Origin of the sequence: Actinomadura verrucosospora, assembly GCF_039540335.1 — a bacterium.
GTDB classification, from domain to species: domain Bacteria; phylum Actinomycetota; class Actinomycetes; order Streptosporangiales; family Streptosporangiaceae; genus Spirillospora; species Spirillospora verrucosospora.
Genome location: NZ_BAABEV010000003.1, coordinates 291,652 through 311,868, shown reverse-complemented (window position 1 = coordinate 311,868; position 20,217 = coordinate 291,652). Strand labels below are relative to the sequence as shown.

At 67.2% G+C, this 20,217-nt stretch carries 22 protein-coding genes, 1 tRNA gene and 1 pseudogene; 16 read left to right on the top strand and 8 right to left on the bottom strand.

What is annotated here, in order from left to right:
* Window positions 1-60 precede the first annotated feature (60 nt).
* Window positions 61-342: pseudogene (locus ABD944_RS05585) on the top strand (tyrosine-type recombinase/integrase); the annotation flags it as partial.
* Window positions 343-713: 371 nt separating this feature from the next.
* Here ABD944_RS05585 and ABD944_RS05580 read toward each other — a convergent pair.
* Window positions 714-1,205, bottom strand: coding sequence for an SMI1/KNR4 family protein (locus ABD944_RS05580; RefSeq protein WP_345173059.1), 492 nt, complete (start codon window positions 1,203-1,205; stop codon window positions 714-716).
* A gap of 990 nt (window positions 1,206-2,195) precedes the next feature.
* Here ABD944_RS05580 and ABD944_RS05575 point away from each other — a divergent pair.
* On the top strand, window positions 2,196-6,074 hold the full coding sequence (locus tag ABD944_RS05575; protein ID WP_345173058.1) for a hypothetical protein: 3,879 nt from the start codon (window positions 2,196-2,198) through the stop codon (window positions 6,072-6,074).
* A gap of 487 nt (window positions 6,075-6,561) precedes the next feature.
* On the opposite strand, the gene ABD944_RS05570 is transcribed toward ABD944_RS05575, so the two are convergent.
* The 4 genes from ABD944_RS05570 to ABD944_RS05555 are packed head-to-tail and all read right to left on the bottom strand — an operon-like array spanning window position 6,562 to window position 7,772.
* Window positions 6,562-6,963: a DNA-directed RNA polymerase subunit alpha C-terminal domain-containing protein gene (locus ABD944_RS05570; protein WP_345173056.1), complete on the bottom strand. Its 402-nt coding sequence runs from the start codon at window positions 6,961-6,963 to the stop codon at window positions 6,562-6,564.
* The gene (locus ABD944_RS05565) at window positions 6,948-7,154 is read right to left on the bottom strand and encodes a hypothetical protein (RefSeq protein ID WP_345173055.1); all 207 of its coding nucleotides are present in this window, start codon (window positions 7,152-7,154) and stop codon (window positions 6,948-6,950) included. The genes ABD944_RS05570 and ABD944_RS05565 overlap by 16 nt, the downstream gene beginning before the upstream one ends.
* A complete protein-coding gene (locus tag ABD944_RS05560; RefSeq protein ID WP_345173053.1) occupies window positions 7,138-7,530 on the bottom strand; it encodes a hypothetical protein in 393 nt (130 codons plus the stop codon). The genes ABD944_RS05565 and ABD944_RS05560 overlap by 17 nt, the downstream gene beginning before the upstream one ends.
* Window positions 7,527-7,772 carry a hypothetical protein gene (locus tag ABD944_RS05555; RefSeq protein ID WP_345173052.1) on the bottom strand — a complete coding sequence of 82 codons (246 nt, stop codon included), beginning with the start codon at window positions 7,770-7,772 and terminating at the stop codon, window positions 7,527-7,529. The genes ABD944_RS05560 and ABD944_RS05555 overlap by 4 nt, the downstream gene beginning before the upstream one ends.
* Before the next feature lie 354 nt (window positions 7,773-8,126).
* Here ABD944_RS05555 and ABD944_RS05550 point away from each other — a divergent pair, with 354 nt between their 5' ends.
* The 12 genes from ABD944_RS05550 (at window position 8,127) to ABD944_RS05495 (ending at window position 16,503) form a co-directional block, all read left to right on the top strand.
* Entirely contained in the window at window positions 8,127-8,435 is a 309-nt protein-coding gene (locus tag ABD944_RS05550; RefSeq protein ID WP_345173050.1) for a putative quinol monooxygenase, read from the top strand.
* A complete protein-coding gene (locus ABD944_RS05545; protein ID WP_345173049.1) occupies window positions 8,432-9,634 on the top strand; it encodes a helix-turn-helix domain-containing protein in 1,203 nt (400 codons plus the stop codon). Before ABD944_RS05550 ends, ABD944_RS05545 begins: the two co-directional genes overlap by 4 nt.
* A gap of 314 nt (window positions 9,635-9,948) precedes the next feature.
* On the top strand, window positions 9,949-10,299 hold the full coding sequence (locus tag ABD944_RS05540; protein ID WP_345173047.1) for an SCO3933 family regulatory protein: 351 nt from the start codon (window positions 9,949-9,951) through the stop codon (window positions 10,297-10,299).
* Window positions 10,300-10,313: 14 nt separating this feature from the next.
* The gene (locus ABD944_RS05535; protein WP_345173046.1) at window positions 10,314-11,654 is read left to right on the top strand and encodes an FtsK/SpoIIIE domain-containing protein; all 1,341 of its coding nucleotides are present in this window, start codon (window positions 10,314-10,316) and stop codon (window positions 11,652-11,654) included.
* 88 nt (window positions 11,655-11,742) lie between these two features.
* Window positions 11,743-12,027: a hypothetical protein gene (locus ABD944_RS05530; RefSeq protein WP_345173044.1), complete on the top strand. Its 285-nt coding sequence runs from the start codon at window positions 11,743-11,745 to the stop codon at window positions 12,025-12,027.
* Window positions 12,027-12,851: a DUF2637 domain-containing protein gene (locus ABD944_RS05525; RefSeq protein ID WP_345173042.1), complete on the top strand. Its 825-nt coding sequence runs from the start codon at window positions 12,027-12,029 to the stop codon at window positions 12,849-12,851. The genes ABD944_RS05530 and ABD944_RS05525 overlap by 1 nt, the downstream gene beginning before the upstream one ends.
* A 19-nt stretch (window positions 12,852-12,870) precedes the next feature.
* Window positions 12,871-13,281: a hypothetical protein gene (locus tag ABD944_RS05520; protein ID WP_345173041.1), complete on the top strand. Its 411-nt coding sequence runs from the start codon at window positions 12,871-12,873 to the stop codon at window positions 13,279-13,281.
* Window positions 13,281-13,430, top strand: coding sequence for a hypothetical protein (locus ABD944_RS05515; RefSeq protein WP_345173039.1), 150 nt, complete (start codon window positions 13,281-13,283; stop codon window positions 13,428-13,430). The genes ABD944_RS05520 and ABD944_RS05515 overlap by 1 nt, the downstream gene beginning before the upstream one ends.
* A gap of 15 nt (window positions 13,431-13,445) precedes the next feature.
* Window positions 13,446-13,601 carry a hypothetical protein gene (locus ABD944_RS05510; protein ID WP_345173038.1) on the top strand — a complete coding sequence of 52 codons (156 nt, stop codon included), beginning with the start codon at window positions 13,446-13,448 and terminating at the stop codon, window positions 13,599-13,601.
* Window positions 13,602-13,694: 93 nt separating this feature from the next.
* Window positions 13,695-15,119 carry a replication initiator gene (locus ABD944_RS05505; protein ID WP_345173036.1) on the top strand — a complete coding sequence of 475 codons (1,425 nt, stop codon included), beginning with the start codon at window positions 13,695-13,697 and terminating at the stop codon, window positions 15,117-15,119.
* Complete coding sequence (locus ABD944_RS05500) at window positions 15,101-15,280, top strand: helix-turn-helix domain-containing protein (RefSeq protein ID WP_345173035.1); 180 nt, start codon at window positions 15,101-15,103, stop codon at window positions 15,278-15,280. The genes ABD944_RS05505 and ABD944_RS05500 overlap by 19 nt, the downstream gene beginning before the upstream one ends.
* Window positions 15,280-16,503, top strand: coding sequence for a tyrosine-type recombinase/integrase (locus ABD944_RS05495; protein WP_345173034.1), 1,224 nt, complete (start codon window positions 15,280-15,282; stop codon window positions 16,501-16,503). The genes ABD944_RS05500 and ABD944_RS05495 overlap by 1 nt, the downstream gene beginning before the upstream one ends.
* A gap of 66 nt (window positions 16,504-16,569) precedes the next feature.
* Here ABD944_RS05495 and ABD944_RS05490 read toward each other — a convergent pair.
* A tRNA-Thr gene (locus ABD944_RS05490) sits at window positions 16,570-16,642 on the bottom strand.
* A gap of 180 nt (window positions 16,643-16,822) precedes the next feature.
* On the opposite strand from ABD944_RS05490, the gene ABD944_RS05485 reads away from it, so the two are divergent.
* Both ABD944_RS05485 and ABD944_RS05480 read left to right on the top strand, forming a co-directional pair.
* Window positions 16,823-17,170 carry a YciI family protein gene (locus ABD944_RS05485; protein ID WP_345173032.1) on the top strand — a complete coding sequence of 116 codons (348 nt, stop codon included), beginning with the start codon at window positions 16,823-16,825 and terminating at the stop codon, window positions 17,168-17,170.
* Complete coding sequence (locus tag ABD944_RS05480; RefSeq protein WP_345173031.1) at window positions 17,167-18,339, top strand: RNA polymerase sigma factor; 1,173 nt, start codon at window positions 17,167-17,169, stop codon at window positions 18,337-18,339. The genes ABD944_RS05485 and ABD944_RS05480 overlap by 4 nt, the downstream gene beginning before the upstream one ends.
* On the opposite strand, the gene ABD944_RS05475 is transcribed toward ABD944_RS05480, so the two are convergent.
* Window positions 18,308-19,213: an EamA family transporter gene (locus ABD944_RS05475; RefSeq protein ID WP_345173029.1), complete on the bottom strand. Its 906-nt coding sequence runs from the start codon at window positions 19,211-19,213 to the stop codon at window positions 18,308-18,310. The genes ABD944_RS05480 and ABD944_RS05475 overlap by 32 nt on opposite strands.
* Window positions 19,214-19,253: 40 nt before the next feature.
* A complete protein-coding gene (rlmB, locus tag ABD944_RS05470; protein ID WP_345173027.1) occupies window positions 19,254-20,162 on the bottom strand; it encodes a 23S rRNA (guanosine(2251)-2'-O)-methyltransferase RlmB in 909 nt (302 codons plus the stop codon).
* Window positions 20,163-20,217: the final 55 nt, after the last annotated feature.

The following is a 20,217-nucleotide window of genomic DNA, read 5'->3' as shown; positions in this document are numbered from 1 at the left end:
CGCCGCACGCCGCACGCCGAGCAGGCGAAGGCACGGCTCGCGCTCGGCCAAGCCTGGCAGGATCACGAGCTGATCTTCCCGTCCGAGGTGCCCACCCCCACCGACCCGGACAACTTCTCGCACACGTTCTCCCAGCGGGCGGGCCTCGGTCACTGGCATCCGCATGAGCTGCGCCACTCGGGAGCCTCGCTGATGCACACGCAAGACACGCCGCTACGCGTGGTCTCAGAGATCCTCGGTCACACGGGCATCGCCATCACGAAAGACACCTACGGTCACCTGACCGTGGACGACATGCGCGCGACAGCCAAAGCCATGAGCGGCGCTCTGCCCAACAGCTGAATCCCGTAGCTTTCACGGTGACGCACAAGCCCCCTTCCAACACCGGGAAGGGGGCCTTGAACTGGTAGCCGACGAAGGAAATTGAACCCCTACCTTCTGTTCACAAAAGACCGGCAGTACCAGGATCCCCACTCGAACCGCAGGCAGACCCGTGTGCGCCTGGTCGCCGATGCCAGCAGCCGTAAGCCTCTGTTGCGGTACTTCCGTGCTGTACTTCTCGCCCACTCACGGCCTCCGCCGACCTCTGAGGGCTGGGCTCACCAGTGATGCCACGCGGGTCCGCCCGACTGGGCAGACGGTTACAGTCCCACCGCCCAACTCCCCTGACCTGCGCCTTGCCGCCGAACTTCGGCCCGCATCCGGCACACGAGCTAGCGGGCGGCAGGAACCAGCCTCTGGACAAACGATCGGAAGTCTGCCGCCAGCCAGAGTTCAGTTTCTAGATCGGCATCGATCCAGGCGACAGACGGCTCGCCCTGTCGCCCGCTTGCGCGGTAGTCCAGCGCTACCCAGTAGTGCCCATCACCTGACAAGAGAACGGTTGGAGACGGCAAGTCCCACTCCTGGACCAAGTACGGGGTATCGAGGAGAGACAACGTGCCTTCACGGCGACCAATCCCGAACAGCTCGGCCAAGGGGACGTGAGTGGGACTCCATGAGTTGGGCTGGTCCGTGGGGAAGGCGTTCCAAGCGTCGGCCACCGGACCACCGTTCTGTACCCCCAGGAGATCAAGCAGAGCCTGGGGAAGCCTCACCCCAAGCAGGCCCTCGGCCTCCTCGATCGCCCCCGCCACCAAGGGCGGCTGAACCCCATAGTCACCAGTCCCCCAGAACGAGGCTTTGACATCTTCGAACGGGGCCACGAGCGCAGATCCTACGTGTCCACCTCCCGCGGCCAGCCACGCTCCACCAACTGCCGTCTGTTTACAAGCGAGATCAGCGACGTCCAGGCGTGTCCCCAAGTGCCCGCTGACCAGCGTCGCAACCTCCCGGGCGTCCACACCCGTCCAAGATCATCCGACCCCGTTGTTAGCACCACCGTTAGCACCCACGCCCGTCCCGGAGGGTGCGCCCGCGCGAACGACGAGACGCTGTGACAGACAGATTCGCGCGGGCGTGCCCTCCGGCCCGCGGGGGGCTGGGGGCCGCGAGGCCCCCGCTTCGAGCTCGCTCAACCGAGTCTGGCTGAGCCATCGCCCACTTCCGGGGCGGCGACCGGCCTAGTGCCACTTCGTCCACCGAGATCAGCGTTGCTTAGTGTGTGTGGGCGGGTTGCCTTGGTGGCCGACCCTGCCTTCAGGGTTCCCACCGTTCGGTGCAGCTCGTCCGCCTCAGAGGTAGAAACCGCCTTGCAGACAGCAGCTGCTGGGCAGTCTCGAACTTGTCGACTTGCTCTTGCGCCTGTCCACAACCGGTTAGTTGCCGCTAGCTACTGAGCGAGCGACCTCTGAGGCGATACTTGTTTGTCATGAGCAATGGTCGATGGGTGTTGGTGGCAACATGCCTAGGCGTGACCGTCCTGGCCGTGGTGCTAGCCGTACTTGAGTGGGATAGGGCCAACAAGTTGGCTACATCGGTTTCGGCGCTGGCAGGTGTGGCCGCGGTGGGAGTAGCGGTGTGGGCCGTGTTGGCTCGGTCGTCACGCGCCCAGGTCCGTGTGCGGGATTCGGGGCGTGCCGTTGCTACACGAGGTGGCAGGGCGTCTACGGGGGTGCGGAGTCCGGCCAGTGAGCCGTCTGATGCCATCGTGGAGCACAGCGGAGACGCCGAGGCATCCGACAACGGGCAGGCGTCCACGGGCGTGGATCTAACCTGAGCGCCCGGGATGGCTGGGCAAACCACGGAGAAGGTCGATGGAGTACGTGCGCAGTTCAGTGAAGGATTCGGGTGCCGCTACCGCATACTCCGGTGGCTTCGCTAGTTCAGGTATCCATGTTGGCGATGTGCACTTGGGTTCGCTGCCGGTAGCACGGTCGGCATATATCAAGCAGGTAGAAAGAATCTTTTCCGGCCAATTGCAAGGTCGCGAAGTAGAATTGGCCGAACTTGCGGATTTCTGCACTCGTTCCGAAGGCAGATGTTGGGTATGGTGGCAGGCGCCAGCATGGTCGGGCAAGTCGGCCTTGATGGCTTGGTTCGTACTGCATCCACCGCCGCAGGTGCAGATAGCGTCATTCTTCACCACCGCACGATTCAGCGGCCACAATAACCGAGTGGCGTTTGCAGACGTGATGCTGGAGCAGCTCGCGGAGATTGCCGAAGAGCCGGTTCCCCCATATCTGAATGAATCCACCCGCGAGGCGCATCTACTGGGTCTACTGGACCGAGCTGCCAACCGATGCCGGGAGCATGGGCGCTGGCTGACACTGGTGGTTGATGGACTGGACGAGGATCGCGGTGTTACTGCCGGGCCGGACGCACACAGTATCGCCGCGTTGCTGCCCGACAGGCTCCCTGAGGGCACCCGGGTAGTTGTGACTGGGCGCCCTAATCCCCCTGTGCCTTCCGACGTGCCCGAAGGGCATCCGCTGCGCGATCGCCGTATCGTCCGGCCACTGAAGCCGTCACCAGCAGCGAAGGTAATCAAGGATGCTGCGGTACGGGAACTTAAACATCTTCTTCAAGGTTCTCTTGCGGAGCAGGATCTACTTGGTTTGGTAACTGCAGCAGGTGGCGGCCTGTCAGGACCTGACCTAGCAGCGCTTACCGGACGGTCCGAGTGGGAGATCACTGATCATCTGTCGACCGCATCTGGACGAACTTTCAAGACCCACACGAGTCATTGGGCACCCTCGAATGCGCCAGATATGTACGTACTGGCACATGAAGAGCTCCAAACTATGGCCACTCAACGGTTGGGCTCGACGCGGCTGGAGGGATACCGACAGCGATTGCATGTCTGGGCTCAGTCCTATCGAGATCAGCTATGGCCTGAAGGAACTCCCGAGTATCTGCTACGCGGTTATTATCCTATGCTGCGCGCATCCGGAGATCTGCCCCGAATGATCGACTGTTGCTTGGATGGTGCACGACATAATCGGATGCTAGACGTAAGCGGGGGTGACCACACTTCCCTAACTGAGATTTATGCGGCACAACAAGCGCTCTGCGCTAACGATCAACCGGACCTTGTAGTGATTTGGCGCCTGGCTATTACTCGGGACAATCTCCGACAGCGCAACCTACACATTCCGGAACATCTGCCCGCAGCCTGGTCTCTACTGGGTAACACTAACCGTGCTGAGGCACTTGCCCGCTCCATCACCCATGTTGACCGCCGAGCTCAGGCGTTGGCCTACCTAGTACACGAGGTGGCCAAGGCCGGCGACCTCCAGCATGCTGAAGAAATCGCCCGCTCTATCACCCACGTTGACCGCCAGGGACAGGCGTTGGCCTACCTAGTACACGAGGTGGCCAAGACCGGCGACCTCCAGCATGCTGAAGAAATCGCCCGCTCCATTATCGATCTTAATCAGCAAGCTCATGCGCTGACCCATCTTGTGCCCCAGGCCATCGTAGAAGGCAACCGTGATCGTGCCGAGATTTTGACGTCCCAGATTGAGGCTCTCGTCGGCTTCACCTATCCCGACCATCAGGGCTGGCCTCCTGCGAATCTGGTGTACGAGGTAGCCAGAGCCGGCGACCTCGACCGCGCCAAAACCTTGGCCCACCAAGCCGAAGGTCTCGCCGCCCTTATTGGTGTCTTGGACCATCAGGCCTGGGCGCTGACATGCCTGGTGTACACGCTCGCCCAGATTGGTGAACTCGACCACGCTGAGGCTCTCGCCCGCACCATCACCAACTCCGTTTCTTACCACAGCGTGGCTTTGGCGAAGCTAGTAGCTGTGGCTGCCCAGACTGGCGACCTCGACCGTGCCAAGATATTGACCTCGCAAGCCGAAGAACTCGCTTCTACCATCACCAGCCCTGGTCTGCAGGGTTGGGCACTGGCGGAACTGGTGTACGCGGTTGCCCGGATTGGCGACCTCCACTACGCCGAGGCTCTTGCCTGTACCATCGACAAGTCAACCTCCTACCGCAACTTGGCTTTGGCGAACTATGTTTATGTAATTGCTGAAGCTGGCGATCTCGGCCGTGCTGAGGCCTTCATCGACTCCGTCTCCGACGGGCAGGGTCACATAGTGGGGGCTCTGGCGAATGCAGTGGCAAAAACCGGTGACTTTGACCACGCTGAAGCTCTCGTCCACACCATCAGCAATCCCTATCTACGGACGCAAGCGCTGACTGATCTCGTATACGCGGCAGCTAAGGCTGGCGCCCTCGACCGCGCCAAGACATTGGCTTATGAAACCGAAAATCTCGCCCGCACTGCTACTGCTCCCAAGGAGCAGGCCCGAGAGGCAATTAACTTGGTGCGCATGGTGGCTGAGGGGGGCGACATCGACCGAGCTGAGACCTTGGCCCGTGCCATTCCCAACCCGGATCATCAAGGACAGGCGCTTGCCGGACTGGTGTACACAGTGATCCAGAACTATGGACTCGACCGCGCGGAGACTCTGACTCGCACCATCGCCAGCCCCTACCATCAAGCGCAGGCTCTTGCCGATTTGGCGCACGTGGTAGCCCATACCCGTGACTTCGATCGCGCTGCGGCCCTAGCCAGTACCATCACTGACCCCGAGGCACAGGCTCGGGCGAAGATGAACCTGGCGGATGTGATGTCCAGGTCCGGCGACTTCGACCGAGCCGAAAACATAACCCGTACTATCACCAACCCCCACTACCAAGCTCAAGCGATGACAGGGCTACTGAAAGCGATAGCCAGGACCGGCGACTTCGACCGAGCCGAGACCCTAACCGACTTCATCGCAGACCCCTTCCATCAAGCAAAAGCGCTGACCGAACTGGTATCTGCGGTAGCTAGTGCGGGTAGCCCTGGTCAAGCCACGATCTTGGCTCAAAGAACTGAAGTTCTCGCTCGTACCATCGCTGACCACGAAGTGCGGAACCAAGCACTGGCTAAATTGGCGGAGGCGGTGGCTCAGACCGGCAATTCTAGTTACGCCGAAACCCTAACCCGCCCCATCACCGACTTCTACGAGCGTGGGCCAGTTCTCGCAAATATGGTGAAAGCAATAGTCGAAACCGGCGACATCGACCGAGCAGAGAAGCTAGCCCGCACCATCACTGACTCTCACCATCAAGGGCAAGCGCTGACACAATTGGTACGCATGGTGGTTAAGACCGGCGACATCGACCGGGCAGAGAGGCTAACCCGCACCATCACCGTGTCTCCCCATCAAGCGCTGGCGCTGAGGGAAGTAGTGCTTATGCTGACTAAAACCGGTGACTTCGATCAAGCCGAAAAGCTTACACGTTCCATCATTAACCTTTCCGATCGGGATGATATATTGACGGATCTGGTGAATGCGATAGCCAAGACCGGCGACTTCGACCGAGCCGAGAATCTAATTCATACCATGAACGGCTCCTATCAAGAAGGGGAGGCGCTGGTGGATCTGGTGTATCTGGCAGCTCAAACCGGCGACTTTGACCGCGCAGAGACCCTAACGCGCAGAATTTCGGATCCCGAACAGCGCGGCCGATCACTAGCGGCCTTTGCCAAGAGCGCGGATATCGATTCAGCCCGGCGACTTGTCGCCGAAGCCTGGTCTCTTGCAGACTGGAAAGTTCCTCTGGAAGCTCTTATTAGGATCGATCCGGCAGCCTTGTATGCAATAGCCGAAGAACTGTGTTCGGAAGTCTATTGATGGATCGCCGGTCAGAATCAACCATTGACAATCAGAAGAGGGGCACCTTCTTCGGACCTTTTGGTCGCCCTGACAAGGGGCTCTGCCGTTACAAGTGATCCACTTGGCGAATCTTAGAGGTGGCACAAAAGGGCGAGATTGTGCGAACAAGGACTTGGCCGCAGGGACTTTTTGCGAAATCCCTACCGAAGTAATCGACTAGTACCTGACCATCCATTTTTCCTTGCGGTCCCATTGACTCTGGCCTCCCACGGTTATGCGGACGGGCGCGCCGGTGCGGCGGGACCGGACGGGACAGGCCGCATGCCCGGCGCGCCGGGGCGGGCGGCCGCTGGCGGCCGCGTAGCGGGCGCCCTTGAAGACGTAGAGAAAGTTCTCATCCGGCGGGCGGGGCCCTCTGATGATCTTGGCTTCTGGACATGCGTCGGCCCCTGGGTTGCCTGGTCAGGGACCTTGTGACGGCAGAGCTCAGGGGCCGGGTGCGGATCTAGATCAGGTTGGTGTGGCGGACGTCGAAGCCTGTGGCGGTGAGGGCCTGGTGGACTTCTGCGAGGCTGCGGCGGCCGATGTTGCGGACTTCGGTCAGTTGATCGGTTCGGATCATGTGGAGTAGGGCGTCGATGGTCCGCGGTGGGGTGTCGGCGTACTTGAGGGCGTTGGCGACTCTGACGGACAGGTGAAGGCAGGACAGGGGGCAGCTCCCTGTGTGCCGGGCGCGCTGCTGGGGTTCGCCAGGGTGGGCTACGTCTGGGGATGCTGTGCGGGCGGCTGTGGTGAGGAGGGTGACCATGTCGCCGACTGTGTGGACGCCGAGACAGGTTGTCGGGCATCGAGCGGTGATGCCTGGGTGGTGCGGGAAGTGGTCGGCGGTGTTCACCTCTGATGCCATGGCCACGCCTTCGTGTGGGTGATCTGCTCGCGCAGCTGGTGAACGTCGGGGGCCGACAGTAGGCGGTCCCCGGTCGGTAGCGAGACCATCGCCCACCACTCCCCCGTCGCCTCGCCGTACCAGGCTTGGACTCCGGGGAACATCTCGGCGAGGACTCGGGCGGCCCGCATGGTCTCAGCGTTGCCGCTCATGGCGTCGGGCCTTCCCGGGCCTCGGCTGGTGGAGCCGGCCCCACAGGATGCGCTCGACCTCGGTGACCGCCTGGTCCAGGTCGGCGCAGGGGATGGGTTGGGGGTTGCTGCGGGTGAGGTAGACCCATCGGCCGAAGTGGGTGGCGCTGAGTTCCTCGATGGCCGGCGCGTGCTTGGTGGGGCCGACGCGCAGGGTTGCCGGGGAGACGTAGAAGCGGCGGTATGTGCGCCATCCCTGGGCGGCGAGTGCCTCGGCGAGGCGGTCTAGGTGCCACATGGCCTTGCGGTCCTGGCGGTCTCTGGTGGCGAACCAGCGGACGAAGCGGCGGGCTCGGCGTCCCCATAGGCGTAGGGTCACGGCGGATTCGTCGATCATGCGTCGCTCTCCTTGGTGAGGGCGAGGACGCGTCCGATCCGGTCGGCGGCCAGCTCGGTCTCCCACAGTGGGCACAGCGGTTCCAGCTCCGGTTCGGAGCCGCGGGTCGGGCCGGACCAGACCCAGTGCCACCACAGCTCGTGGTCGGGGGTGTGCGGGTGGCACCTGACCTCTTGGCGCAGGCCGGGGCTCAGCGCCTGGCCCAGGGCGTTGTCGGGTGCCGGCTCCCCTGCGAGGTTCACGGCCATCACCGCGCCGTGTCCCCATGGCTTGGCGGTTAAGCCGCGCTGATCCAGGGCGGCTATCAAGGCGAGTGCTGCGTCTCGCCATTCGCGTGGGTTGCCGCCCGGTGGACGTGGATGGGTGTCTGTCGCGTCCGGCGTCGGGGCGTCTGGGGGAACGGGCATAAGGGTTCCTTCGGACGGTCTTCTGCGAGGTTGGTCGGCCAGCTCATCGCGGTGATCTTGCTGGTCAGAGCTCCATCAACCTGGATTGGCATTCAAAGTACGGGTACAGTACTTCAAGTACAAGTCACTTCGCGTACTTGCGCCGCACAATAAGTACTGATCTCGTAGAGGCGACGAAGGAGGGTGCCGATGTTCGGCTTGATGGTCCGGTTCACCTGCAAGGACGAAGAGAGCGCCGGTAAGTTCGACCAGCTGGTCTCCGAGACGATCGGCAAGATCGAAACGGAAGAGCCGGGCACGCTGATCTACGCGGTGCACGAGGTCGACGGGCAGCCGCTGCAGAGGATCTTCTATGAGCTGTATCGGGACCGGGCGGCCTTCGACGCGCACGAGGAGCAGGACCACGTTCGGCGGTTCCTCGGTGCCCGTGATGACCTGCTCGCCTCGGTGGAGGTCGACTGGTTGGGCCTACAGGTAGGCAAGGGAACGACAGGGTGAGCACTGAGTATCAAAGGGCGCTCGGACGACGGATCGCTCAGGAGCGCAAGCGGCGAGGGCTGTCTCAGCCTGAGCTGGCGCGGCTGATCGATCGGTCCGTTGCCTGGGTCTCCCAGGTCGAGCGCGGCGTGCGCAAGGTCGACCGCATGTCGGTCTTGGAGAAGGTCGCCGAGGTGCTGGAGCTTCCGCTCTCGGAGTTGGCGGCCGAAGCTCCGGTTGTCGCCGCGTCGAGTGAGGAAATGCCGGGGTCGGCCGGGCTGCGCCTGGTGTTGTCGGGTGCTCACTCGCTTCGGGCCATGCTGCACTCGGCTCCCGTCCCGCCGACGGCGGAGATCAAGCCGCGGGTGGACCGGGCTTGGGAACTGGCGCATGAGAGCCACTATGTAGAACTGGCTGACTTGCTCCGGGGCCTGGTGCCAGCGCTGGAAACCGCGGTGCGGTCGGCGCCGGAGGAGCGGCGGGCAGAGCTGTTCAACCTGCTGGCGGCGACCTATCAAGCCTGCTCGGCGGCCCTGTCCAAGCTCAACGAACCGGAAGCGTCGTGGATCGCCGCTGACCGCGCCATCGTCGCGGCCGAGCGCGCGGGCGATCCGCTGATGATGGCCGCCGGCGCCTTCCGGCTCGGGTTCGTCTTCCTGGGAGCGCGGCAGTTCGACCAGGCCGAGGAGAACGCCCGGACGGCAACTGAGGCGCTGTGGTTCCTCGTCGACCAGGGCAAGCCGGAAGCCATGTCTCTGTGGGGTGGGCTGACGTTGCAGCGGGCCATGGCCGCGGCTCGGCTCAATCAGGCGGACGTGGCGTATGAGCACCTGGCGCGGGCTCGTGAGGTCGCGGAACGGCTCGGGAGCGGTCGCAACGACTACAACACCGAGTTCGGCCCGGCGAATGTCGTCCTGCATGAGGTCACCGTGGCGGTAGAGCTGGGAGACGCCGGCCACGCCCTTCGGGCCGGGAGCGAAGTCGATACCTCGACGTTGTCTCGCGAGCGCCGGGCAAGGCTGCAAGTCGACCTCGCGCGTGCTCACGCCCAGCGGCGGCAGGTCGATGGGGCTGTCGCGGCCCTGCTGGAGGCGGAGTCGATCACGCCGGAGCAGGTACGGAACCATCGGGTCGTGCGTCAGGTCGTGTCCGATCTGCTGACTATGCAGGATCCGCCCTCGTCCGACCTGCGAGAACTCGCGGAGAGGGTGGGCGCGTAGAAAAAGTACGTCTTCTAGTACTCCAAGTACTAGTAGAAACTCTGAGTACCGGGTAGCGTTCGTGTTGACGCTGAAGCACTCCTGATGGAGGTGAAGGCCCAACACGAACGCTCTTCGTGTTTCAGGGGCGGGAAGGCCGCTCTTGGACGGCGAAACAGGCCACTAGTGAAAGTGGCCTGAGCGGGAGACCCGCCCAGGCCGGATGCGGTTAGCACCCTAGTTGGCGCTTCGATGCTACCTCGTTCGTCCTGATGGCGTGTGCTCCCTTCGGTCCGTAACGCCTGTTCAGCAGGCGGACGAGAGGTGTACTCAGCATGCGCAACATTCCTGTCGACGTCTCCGCCCTCACCTTCGTGTGCGTGTCCGCGCCGCGTCCGAAGGTGCTCAACCAGGAGACGGGTGAAGTCAAGGTCGACCGTGACGGACACACGGTGTTCACGGTCGGCCTGTCGGCCGCCGACGCGATGGGGCGGGTTGACCTGCTCAATGTCGCGGTGACCGGCGACCAGTCGGTGACGATCGGGGAGGTCGTGACGCCGGTCGGGCTGGTCGCGTTCCCCTGGGAGGCGGTTCTCGGCGGCGAGAAGCGGTGGGGCGTTGCCTTCCGCGCTACTCGCGTCGTCCCCGTCTCCTCGGACTCGTCCGCTCCGGCGGGCGTGGCCTGAACGGGGCGGCCGTCATGACTGACTTCGTCCTGGTGCTCGGGGTCCTGGCCGCTGCGGCGGCCGGGCTCTGGGCCTGGCGCCGGTTCCACCCGGTGTCGTTCTGGTACGGCGTCGGATTCCCGGCCCGGGCGGTGCTGGTCTACCTGACGTGGCATCACGTCGCCTCGGGCTGCAAGCTCACCCGCAACCGGCGGCGATTCCGCCTCACCCTGGACGCCATCCCAGTGGTCGGGCCTGCCTCGCGTTCTGCGGCGACGGTGGTCGAGCACAAGCGGCGGGTGCGGCGGGTCGACGTCGAGCGCTCGCCCCGCCTCGGCATCCTGCGCCCTACCCGGCTGGGATGGCGAATGCGGCTGCGCCTGCACGACGGCCAAGTCCCCGCCGACTACGAGAAAGCCGCGGAGGGGATCGCGCACGCCTGGCGCGTCCACTCGGTCCGGGTGGTCGACGTGCGGCCCGGCTCGGTGACGCTGTGGGCCACGATGCGTGACCCGCTGGTCGAGGTGGTCACCGCGCCGGAAACCGGTGAGCTGCTGACCGTGCGTCCCGGGAAGCTGGAGAACGGCCGTGACTGGGTGATCGACTTTCGCGCGGTGCCGCACTGGCTCAACGTCGGCGCGACACAGTCCGGTAAGTCGAACCTGGCCAACGCCCTGCTCAAGGGACTGGCGCCGCAACCGGTCGCCCTCGCGGGCTTCGACCTCAAAGGCGGCGTGGAATTCACCCCGTACGCGCCTCGGCTCTCGGCGCTGGCCACGACCCGCAAGGAGTCGGTGGATCTGCTGGTCGACCTGGTGGGCGAGGTCGAGAACCGCATGGCACTCTGCCGGGCGCACGGTGCGCGCAACGTGTGGACGCTGCCGGAGGACCTGCGGCCGATGCCCATCGTGGTCCTGGTGGACGAGGTCGCCGAACTGTTCCTCATGGCCGACAAGTCCGAGAAAGACGAGGTAGCCAAGACCGCTACCGCGCTCCTGCGGGTCGCTCAGCTCGGGCGGGCGTTCGCGGTCTACCTAGTCGTCTGCGGGCAACGCGTCGGCTCCGACCTCGGCCCCGGCGTCACCGCGCTACGCGCCCAACTGTCCGGGCGGGTGTGCCACCACGTCAACGACCCGGAGACGGCGAACATGGCCCTCGGCGACCTCGACCCCGCCGCCCTGGACGCCGCCCGCGCCATCCCCGCCGAGACTCCCGGCGTGTGCATCGTCGCCGGCCAAGACGGCTCATGGCACCGCGCCCGGTCCGTCTACGTCCCCGAACACGAGGCCGAACAAGCCGCGCGCGACTACGCGCACCAGACCCCGGACTGGGAGACCCTCGTCGGCTCCGCCCCGGTCGTCCGCCCCGCAGCGTAGACGCCCCCTTCTTTCCCGGCTCGGCGTGAGCCCTGATCGCGCCACGTCCCTACCCGACCCATGTCCGAAACCGGTCCTGGAGGCTCTCGTGGCTACCCGCGTCCTCGTCGTTCGTCCTCGGCCCGTCCCCGTCCTGTCCGCCTCGGCCCCGGCATCGTCCCGGCCGTCCGCCCTCTCGTCCTCGTCGAGCCGCCAGCCGGTGCGCGTCGTGTGTGACGAGTTGCGGAGCCTGGACGTCGCGGTCTGTGGCTCCTGCACCGAGTCGTTCACCTCGTCCCGGTCCGGCGAGGTCGACACCTGGGCCGACGCGCACACCTGTGATGCCGAACTGGTCGCGCTGCTCGCCCTCGTCACTTCCCGGCGGGCGGCGTGATGCGGCGACTTGCCGGGGCGGTGGCCGACTCGGCGCCGGTGGTGGTGCTGGCCGGGATCGCGGCGGCGGGGTCGTTCACCCATATCCGTGACACCGCGACCGAGCACGGTCAGCGGGGGTGGATGGCCTGGGCCATCGCGGTCTGCATCGACCTGACCTGCGTCATGGCCGCCGCGGAACGCCAGCGAGACAAGAACACCGGCCGAGACACCGGACGGCTGTCGTGGCCGACCGTCGTCCTGGTCGGCGGGATCCTGCTGTCGCTGGCCGCCAACCTCGCCCAAGCCGACCCGTCGGTCTGGGGCTGGATCACTGCCGGGACTCCGGCGGGCGCGTTCCTGGTCGCGGTGTCGATGCTGGAACGCCGAAAGGCCGGCACCCGCGCGGCGGCGCACACCCCACCCGTCCCTGAGTCCTTCGGCCGTCCCGATCCTGCCCCGGTCGTCTCGTCCGCGTCCTCGTCCGGCTCGTCCTCGGCGTCGTCTCCGTGGGTGGTGTGGGAGGACGAACGCCCCACCGTCCCCGCTGCCCAGGACGAACCCCGCAACGGTGACCGCGACGAGCAGGACGGCCAGACCTCTATCCCGGCCCCGGCCCCGGTTCCGGCCTCCGAGGAATCCGCGGTGCCCTCGTCTGCTCCCGCTCCGGCGGCTCCGCTGGTCGAGTTCGCTCGCCGCGTCGCCTCCGAGCACGAAGCCCGCCACGGGCGGCCGATCACTCGTGACGCGCTGCGCGCACGGCTCGGCGTTTCCAACCAACTCGCCTCAGACCTGCTCCGCCAACTCCGCACCGAACAGCCCCACGCAACCGCGTCCGTCTCCTGACCCGCTGGAGGAACCCGCCATGACCGCCCACACCAACCCGACCGGTCACATGTCCCTGCTGGTGCCCGGTGACCTGTTTGCCCGCCATCAGACCATCGCCGGGCTTCGCGCCCTGGCCGACTTCCTGGAGGCCAACCCCGCCGTCCCGGTCAATGAGTACGGCAGGGAGTACAACGTCTACGCCCGCGCCGAGGACGAGGCCGCGGCGGTCGCCATGGTCGACCAGGTCGCCGCGCTGCTCGGCGCCGAAGTCATCGACAAGCGCGCCGACGGCGGCCACTACAGCGCCGAAAAGACCTTCGGCCGCATCACCTACGGCATCGTCCACGTCCCCCAGCGGCGCCAGGACGAATACGAGGCCTACACCAGCTACCGCCACAACATCCGCCTCGACCCCGACCAGAACGGCGACCAGGGACGGGCGGCCTGATGACCGCCGACCAGTACTCGGCGCCTTCCCGCGCGCTCGCCCCGCTCGCTCGGCTGGTCGTGGGCTGGGTGTGCGGGACGTGCGGCGGGGGCGGGGTCGCCTCCGACGGGTCCACCTGCTCCGACTGCAACGGCCACGGCCACACCTGACAGAAGGGGCACCCGATGTTCCTGCGCCGCTGCGCCTTCACCTGCTTCTGGCTGGTCCTGGGCCTGTTCGCCCTCCGGCATCCCGGATCCGCCGCGCAGGCCCTCCGCGCTGTCTTCGAGGGCCTGGCCCTGCTCGCCGACGCGCTCTCGCTGCTGGTGTCGGCCCTGTAGTCCCCGGCGTGGCCGCCGTCGCCGGCAAGCAAGTGCGGCCACGCCGGGCCCATCACCCGCCCATCCCACAGACAGGCAGGAGACCCGTTCATCGTGCCCGATCCCGCCCCCGCTCCGCTCATTAACGGTGTGGCCGCGCGTGACATGGCCAACCGGTACAACCGCGCCGACTTCCGCGCCTGGGCCCGCCGCGCACACTCCACCGGCGGCTGCGCCCAACCCGTCCACCTCCGCGGCCGCGTCACCCACCTCGACCCCCAGACCGGCGAGATCCTCCGCCACTACTCCACCGCCCAAGAGCCCGGCGGGGCGCTGCGGGTGGCGTGCAAAACCCGGCGGGCCTCACGGTGCCCGGCCTGCGCTGAGACCTACCGCGCCGACACCTACCAGCTCGTCCGCGCGGGCCTGGTCGGCGGCAAGGGCGTCCCGGGCACCGTGAGCACTCATCCGGCGGCGTTCGTCACGCTCACCGCGCCCTCGTTCGGTGCCGTCCATTCCCGGCGTACCGGCAAGGCCGGCGGTGTGGTGGCCTGCCGTCCCCGGCGTGATGGCGGGATGTGTCCACATGGGCGGCCGGTCTCCTGCACTGTCCGGCACGGCGAGGGAGACCCGCGTCTCGGGCAACCGATCTGCCCGGACTGCTTCGAATACGCGGGCGCGGTGCTCTGGAACGCCCACGCTCCTGAGCTGTGGCGCCGGTTCGCCCTGGCCTTCCGGCGGTACGTCGCCCGGTCGGCGGGCCTGCGCGTGGCCGACCTGCGGGACGTGCTGACGGTGTCGTTCGCCAAGGTCGCCGAGTATCAGCGGCGCGGCCTGGTCCACTTCCACGCCGTCATCCGCCTCGACGGACCCGGCGGCCCCCACGCATCCCCGCCATCCTGGGCAACCCTCGCCCTCCTCAAGGCGGCCGTCGACCACGCAGCGAGCGCGGTCACCGTCTCAACTCCGGCAGCGGGCGGTGTCCCGGCCCTGACGCATGCCTGGGGCTCACAGGTCGACGTCCGACCGATCACCACCACAGGGGAACTGACCGATACCGCCGTGGCGGGCTACATCGCCAAGTACGCCACCAAAGCCGCCGAATGCGTCGGCACTCTCGACCGCCGCATCCGGCCGACTGACGACCTGGCTGACCTGCCTGTAAGCGGCCACGCGCGGCGGCTCATCGCCGAGTGTCTCCGCCTGGGGGCGCTGGAGGAGTTCGCGGGGCTGCGGCTCGCCGAGTGGGCTCACATGCTCGGCTTCCGCGGCCACTTCTCCACCAAGTCACGCCGGTACTCCACCACCCTCGGCGCGCTGCGCGCGGCACGTATCGAGCACAACCAGCACCAACACGACGACATCTCGACTGGCCGACTGCCCTTCGATGACGACCAGGTCCTCGTCGTCGCCCACTGGCGCTACCTCGGCCAAGGCATGACACCCGGCGAAGCACTCCTCACCGCCGCACTCACCGGCAAGCCCATGCCGGCCCTCACCACCGATGAACGGAGTTTCGCGTGCCCAAGCTCCTGCTGACCGTCCCCGAAGCCGCCAAAGCCCTGTCCATCTCCCGCAGCAAGCTCTACGAACTCCTCGCCTCCGGCGCCATCCGCTCCGTCCGCATCGACGGAGCGCGCCGCATCCCGCTCAACGCCCTCAACGACTACGTCAACGCCCTGATGGAAGAGGCAGCCTGATGGCAAAGACCGCCCTCGCCAACCCCGAAGAGCCACGCCGACCCGGCAAGTCCAAGCTTCGTGACGGCGTGATGAAGCGGGGCAAGACCTGGTCCTATGTCATCCGCGTCACGGACCCCGAAACCGGCGTCTCAAAACCCAAATGGGTCGGCGGCTTCCCGACCGAAGACGCCGCCAAGGAAGCGCGCGACGAGGCACGTGTGAGGGCGCGGCGGGGCGAGTACATCGACCGCAACGCCATCACCGTGGGTGAGTACCTGGGCGAGTGGCTCGACGCTCACGCGGTCGAGATCAAGCCCAAGACCCTCGCCAACTACCGCTACCTGATCGACCGGCACGTCCGGCCCAACATTGGCGGCCTGCGGCTCCAAGCCGTTCGCCCCGGCCAGATCACCAAGCTCTACCGCGACCTCGTCACCGTGGGAGGTCGAAAGGGTGCGGGCCTCTCGCCTCGGACGGTCGCCCACGTGCACTCGGTGCTCCGGAAGGCGTTCGGCGACGCTGTCCGGGTTGATGAGCTGATCGCGTCCAACCCCACGGAACGCGCGAAGCGGCCTCGGCTCCATCACGGTGAGCCCGGGAAGGTCTGGACGCCTGCGCAGCTCCGGGCCTTCCTCGTCTCCGTTGAGGGCCATCGGCTGTCGGCGTTCTTCCACTTGGCCGCCTACACCGGTGCTCGGCGCGGTGAGCTGCTCAACCTGCGGTGGCCGGACGTCGACCTCGACGGGGCTTCGATCCACATCAAGGGGTCGGTGGGATTCGTCGCCGGCGAGCGCATCGAGGGGACGACCAAGAGCGGCCGGTCCCGTCTCGTAAGCCTCGACCCCAGCACGGTCGACGTCCTCAAGGCGCACCGCAAGCGCCAGCTCGCCGACAAGCTCAAGGCCGGTGAGTTCTGGAAGGGCGCCGAAGACGGCCACGTGTTCGCCACGGGATGGGGTGAGCCGGTGCACCCTGACACGGTCTCGTCCCTGATGGCGACTCTGATCAGAGAGCACAACGCGGCGGACGGCATTACGCCTCTCCCCCATGCAAGACTGCACGACCTCCGCCACGTCCACGCGACGACTCTGCTCCTGGCGGGCGTTCCCGTCCACGTGGTCGCCGCTCGACTCGGGCACGCTGACCCGGCGATCACACTGCGGGTCTACGCGCACGTCGTCAACGAGCAGCTCGCCGAAGCGGCCACGATCTTCGCCGACAGGATCGACGGCGCGGCGTAGTCGGCTGTTAGCAAACCCGTTAGCAAAAGCCCCCTTCCAAGGCTGGGAAGGGGGCTTTGAGCTGGGAGCCGGCGAGGGGACTTGAACCCCTAACCTTCTGTTTACAAGACAGATGCTCTGCCAATTGAGCTACGCCGGCGGGCTCGTCCCGCATCGTAGTCGACTTGGGGGCTCGGGGGGATCCGGGGAGGTTTTCTGGGGTGGGTGTCGATCTGCGGGGGGACTCGTTCGTGTAGGGGGCGGGGCGCCGGGTGCGCACGGGCGGGCGTCGCGGGGAAGGAGTGGGGGCAGGGGTGCTGGTGGTCGTGGAGGAGGAGAGATGAAGTCCTACGTGCTCAACATCATCCAGCCGGTGGGGGAGGTGCCGCCGCCGGAGGTGCTGGAGCCGATCATGGCGCGGCTCGCCGAGGTTCGGCGGGATCTGGAGCGGCAGGAGTGCTGGGTGTTCGGGCGGGGGCTGGACCAGCCGGAGGCGAGCACCGTGGTCTGCATGCGGGGGGACGAGGTGATCGCGACGGACGGGCCGTGGACGGAGGGCAAGGAGCACGTCGGGGGCCTCGCCATCGTCAGGGTGAAGGACCTGGACGCGGCGCTGAAGGTGGCTGCCAGGTTCACGCAGGTGACCGGGTTGCCGATCGAGGTGCGGCCGTTCCTCGGCGAGGGGTGATCGAGCGGGTCTTCCGGGAGGAGCACGGGCGCGCGGTGGCCGTGCTGGTCCGGGTGTTCGGCGATGTGGACGTCGCCGAGGAGGCCGTCCAGGAGGCGTTCGCCGAGGCGGTGCGCCGGTGGCCGGTGGAGGGGGTTCCGGCGAGCCCGGCGGGGTGGATCATCACGACGGCGCGGAACAAGGCGATCGACCGGCTGCGGCGGGAGGCCGCGCGGGCCGGGAAGTACGCGCAGGCCGTGCTGCTCAACGCGGCGGAGCCCGTCGGGGCGCCGGTGGTGGAGGACGATCGGCTGCGGCTCATCTTCACGTGCTGCCATCCGGCGCTGCGGATGGAGGCGCGGGTCGCTCTGACGCTCCGGTTGCTGGGCGGGCTGTCGACGGCGGAGATCGCGCGGGCCTTCATGGTGCCGGAGAAGACGATGGCGCAGCGGCTGGTGCGGGCGAAGGCGAAGATCCGGGAGGCCGGGATCCCGTACCGGGTGCCGGATGAGGGGGAGCTGCCCGGACGGCTCTCCGGCGTGCTGGCGGTCGTCTACCTGGTGTTCAACCAGGGGTACGGCGGTCGGGAGGAGTTGGCGGCCGAGGCGGTTCGGCTGGGGCGGGTGCTGCGGGAGCTGATGCCGGACGAGCCCGAGGTGATGGGGTTGCTGGCGTTGATGCTGCTCGTCGAGTCCCGCAGGGGCGCCCGGCGGAGGGACGGGGAGCTGGTGCTGCTGTCCGAGCAGGACCGCGGGCTCTGGGACCGCGGGCTCGTCGAGGAGGGGCAGGAGCTGGTGCGGCGGTGCCTCCGGATCGGGCGGCCCGGGCCGTACCAGATCCAGGCGGCGATCAACGCGGTGCACGGGGACGCGGCGAGGGCGGAGGACACTCGGTGGGATCAGGTTCTCCAGCTGTACGACCAGTTGATGGTCGTGGCGCCGAGTCCCGTGGTGGCGCTCAACCGGGCTGTGGCGGTCTGTGAGGTGGAGGGGGCCGGGGCCGCGTTGGAGCTGGTCGAGCGGCTGGAGTTGGGCCGGTACTACCTGTTCCATGCGGTGCGTGCTGATCTGCTGCGGCGGCTCGGGCGGGACGGGGAGGCGGCCGAGGCGTACGGCGAGGCCATGCGGCGTACGGAGGACGAGGCCGAGCGGGCGTTCCTCAGGAGGCGGCGGGCCGCGGTCGCCGGTTGAAGGTCTGGCCGGCGACGAGGGCGCCGAGGGCGACGGTGAAGCCGACGACCTGCCACGGGGTGAGGGTCTGGCCGAGGATCAGCAGGCCCGCCAGGGTGGCGACCATCGGGTTGGTGAGGCCGAGGAGCGAGACGGACGTCGGGGGCAGGCGGTCGATGCCGCGGAACCAAAGCGCGTAGGCGATCGCGGTGCCGACGATGCCGAGGTAGGTGAAGCCCAGGAGGTTCTCGCCGGTCAGCGAGGACGGGGCGCCTTCGAGCGCCAGGGTGAGCGGCAGGAGGACGAGGCCGCCGACGGTGAGCTGCCAGCCGGTCATGACCAGGGGCGACTCGGGGCGTCCCCACTTCTTGGCCAGGACGATCGCGGTGGCCATGAGGGACGTCGCGGTGAGCATGGCGGCGATGCCGAGGGGGTCAAGCCGGGCGTCGGCGCCGAGGGTCAGCAGCGCGACGCCGCCGGTGCCGGCGAGGGCCGAGTACAGGACGGCGCGGGCCGGGGCGATCCGCAGGACGCCGAGCGACAGCAGCGCCACGACCAGGGGCTGGACGGAGCCGATCGTCGCGGCGACGCCGCCGGGGAGGCGGTAGGCCGCGAAGAAGATCAGCGGGAAGAAGGCGCCGAAGTTCAGCAGGCCGAGGACGATCGACTTCCACCACCACTCGCCGCGCGGCAGGCGGCGGGTGGCGGCCAGCAGCACCAGTCCGGCGGGCAGGGCGCGCATCGTCGCGGCGAGCAGGGGGCGGCCGTCGGGCAGCAGCGTGGTGGTGACCACGTAGGTGGTGCCCCAGCTCGCCGGGGCGAGGGCGGAGAGGACGAGGTCGGAGGCGTAGCGGGTGCGCAGGGCCGGGGCCGGGAGGGCGGTCGTCTGATTCACTTCAACGTCAATTATCTGAACGTTGAGATTATTTCCGATCTCAGGCGCGAAGGCGGCTGATCTCGTACAGCGCGATGCCCGCGGCGACTCCGGCGTTGAGCGACTCGGCCCTGCCCGGCATCGGGATCGTGACGAGCATGTCGCAGGTGTCGGCGACGAGCCGTCCGAGGCCCTTGCCCTCCGAGCCCACGACCAGCACGAACGGCCCGGACGCGAGTTCCAGGTCGGCGACGGTCACGCCGCCTGCGGCGTCCAGCCCGGCGACGAAGCAGCCGGCCTTCTGGTAGGCCTTGAGCTGGCGGGAGAGGTTCGTGGCCTGCGCGACCGGGATGTTCGCGAGGGTCCCCGCGGACGACTTCCAGGCGCCGGCGGTGACGCCCGCCGCGCGCCGCTCGGGGACGACCACGCCGGTCGCGCCGAACGCGGACGCGGAGCGGACGATCGCGCCGAGGTTGCGGGGGTCGGTGATGCCGTCCACCGCGACGATCAGCGGGGCGGTGCCCTTGAGCAGGTCGTCCGGGTGGGCGTAGCGGTAGGGCTTGACCTGCAGCGCGATGCCCTGGTGGACGGCGCCGTCGGTCAGCCGGTCGAGCTCGTTCTTGCCCGTCTCCAGCAGCGGGATGCGGCGGTCGGCGGCGATCTGGGTCGCCTCGCGCACCCGCTCGTCGGTGCCGGACGTGACGTACAGGGCCGTGCCGGGGACGCCCGCGCGCAGCGCCTCGACGACCGGGTTGCGGCCCGTGACCAGCTCGGGGACCTCGCCGGTCGCGCGCCGCGCGCCCGCGGGACGTCCCGCCGGGCGGTTCTCCGAGGAGGCCTGGCCGCGGCCGCCCGGCCCCAGCGTCGGCGTGCCGGTGCGCTTGGAGTTCTTGACGGCGCGGGCCTTCTGGCGCTTGCCGTGCCAGTGCCGGTCCTCGGCCTTGGGGGTGGGTCCCTTGCGCTTGGCCATTGTCGGTTACGCCCCTCGCGACGATTGCGTGCTCGCCCCTGCCGGGCGGCTCAAG